Here is a 1,873-nt window from a genome sequence, read left to right on the forward strand (position 1 = left end):
ATATAATACTTTCAAGACCTCCATTAAAAAAGGACACTTATCATGATGAACAAACACATCAACTGGCTTTGTTCATTTATGACTGATTTTGGTAAACGCCTTGCCGGATTACGCAAGGAAAGACAGCTTACACAGCTGGAACTGGCTAATTTGCTGGATATCCAGCCCCGCATGGTGGGACGCTGGGAGCAGGGGCAGGTTAAGCCGCAGTTTGACTACATTATTAAATTAGCCCAGTTGCTTGAAGTCAGTATTGACCATTTGTTATTGGGCGAAGAAGGCACAACGGCACCTGTTTTTGATATTAAAAACAAGCGGCTAAAAGAGCTGTGTAAACAGGTTGATGAGCTAAAGGCAGAAGATCAGGACGTGATTTGTCATTTTCTGGATATGGCGATCACACAAGAGAAGATTAAGCAGGTTATTAATATCACACGATGAGACTTAACGCGTTCTGTTCGTGTTGGAGCACGAGCAGAACGCTAACCACAACCAACTATCAAGGAGTTGAATGATGGCTAAGGCGCATTCTAAGCAAAACCGCGCGGTAAATAAAGCCGCCAAAACAGAACGTTTCTACACCGTGGGATACGTCCCGCAAAACGACAAGGCCACAGCCCCGCCCGCAATTCATCTTAAAGGGCAATGGCTTAAACAGGCGGGCTTTGAGATTGGCGGTTCAGTCACGGTAAAAATCATGGACGGCTGCCTGGTACTGATCCCCGACAGTGACGAGACGAACAGCCTTAAACAACAATACCAGCGCCAGCGGGTACAAATCAGTGAAATTAAGCTGCGGATGCGGGAACTGATTGGGGATTACAAAAGCCGCTAAGGGCAGAGAGTGAGCCGCTCTTAAAAAAAGAGTAAAGCCGGAAGATCATGCGGATCATTCCGGCTTTTCATATTACTATATTACTTTAGCAAATATATTTAACTCATATTCTTCTTCACTTATAACAATAATCATTGCTGGATTAAGTGATAACACACTAATATCGAATGTTTTATTTAATGCAAAATAACTAGATAAAAAGTCATGTAAACTAACAATATTGAATGAGATGATTACTAACCCTTCAAAAAATATATAGTAACTACTACATTCCCCAATATGTATTTTAGATTGCATGTATGAGTAGACATCCTCCCGACTTACAGGAAGCTCTAGCTTGCATTCAGGTATTTCTTTTCCTTTTAAAATCCTGCTATACACTTCTCTATGCCATTGAAATTCTTCTTCATTTACTAAAGATATAGATAAATTCTTAATTCCTTGAATTTTATCGATATATCTCTTTGCTTTTGACAGCAATAATTTTTCTTCAAGTTTATTATTCATAATAAATATGGTGATCGTCGGTTTTAGGATCAGTTATTTTTTGATACCTATCTTCTTTAAAGTCGTATGTTCTTGGGTTTGCGCCTGTTTTGGCTTGACCAGCATGTGCATGGGGATATGGTGCTCTAGGATCATTTGTATGTTCAAGTACTACTTTTTTATGCCCATGTGCATCTTTATACTCGTAATAACGGCCATGAGAACCCGCATCTTCTGAATATTGATAATTAGTTTGTCCTCTCCGTTTAGGATCATTTCCAACCGTCCATTGTCTATCTGGTTTTTGAGAGCGGGGGATTCCGGCTAAATCTTTAGCTTTATTTAAAGCTTGGCGGCGATTTGGCAATTTATCGCAGTCTTTACCCGCCAACCCGAATGGATCAACCCATCCCGTCGGATTGTGAACGTACCCATACGGATTAAATCCCCCCGCCAACCCTATCGGGTCAGGAGAAATATACTGTGCCGTCTCCGGATTATAGTAACGAAACCGATTATAGTATAGTCCGCTTTCTTCATCCTCATACTGCC

Annotated in this window: 4 protein-coding genes; 2 read left to right on the forward strand and 2 right to left on the reverse strand. The window is 40.9% G+C overall.

Annotation, left to right across the window (positions count from 1 at the left end):
- The first annotated feature begins 42 nt into the window (after window positions 1–42).
- A complete protein-coding gene (locus BM100_RS22280) occupies window positions 43–441 on the forward strand; it encodes a helix-turn-helix domain-containing protein (RefSeq protein ID WP_092514904.1) in 399 nt (132 codons plus the stop codon).
- Between the two features lie 73 nt (window positions 442–514).
- A complete protein-coding gene (locus BM100_RS22285; RefSeq protein WP_092514983.1) occupies window positions 515–835 on the forward strand; it encodes a SymE family type I addiction module toxin in 321 nt (106 codons plus the stop codon).
- Between the two features lie 75 nt (window positions 836–910).
- On the opposite strand, the gene BM100_RS22290 is transcribed toward BM100_RS22285, so the two are convergent.
- Both BM100_RS22290 and BM100_RS22295 read right to left on the reverse strand, forming a co-directional pair.
- Complete coding sequence (locus BM100_RS22290) at window positions 911–1,342, reverse strand: hypothetical protein (RefSeq protein WP_092514985.1); 432 nt, start codon at window positions 1,340–1,342, stop codon at window positions 911–913.
- Window positions 1,335–1,873 (reverse strand): RHS repeat-associated core domain-containing protein (locus BM100_RS22295; RefSeq protein ID WP_092514987.1); only part of this gene is annotated, 539 nt, incomplete at its 5' end. The genes BM100_RS22295 and BM100_RS22290, both read right to left, overlap by 8 nt.

It is taken from the genome of Xenorhabdus mauleonii (assembly GCF_900113945.1).
In the GTDB taxonomy this organism is placed as follows: Bacteria; Pseudomonadota; Gammaproteobacteria; order Enterobacterales; family Enterobacteriaceae; genus Xenorhabdus; species Xenorhabdus mauleonii.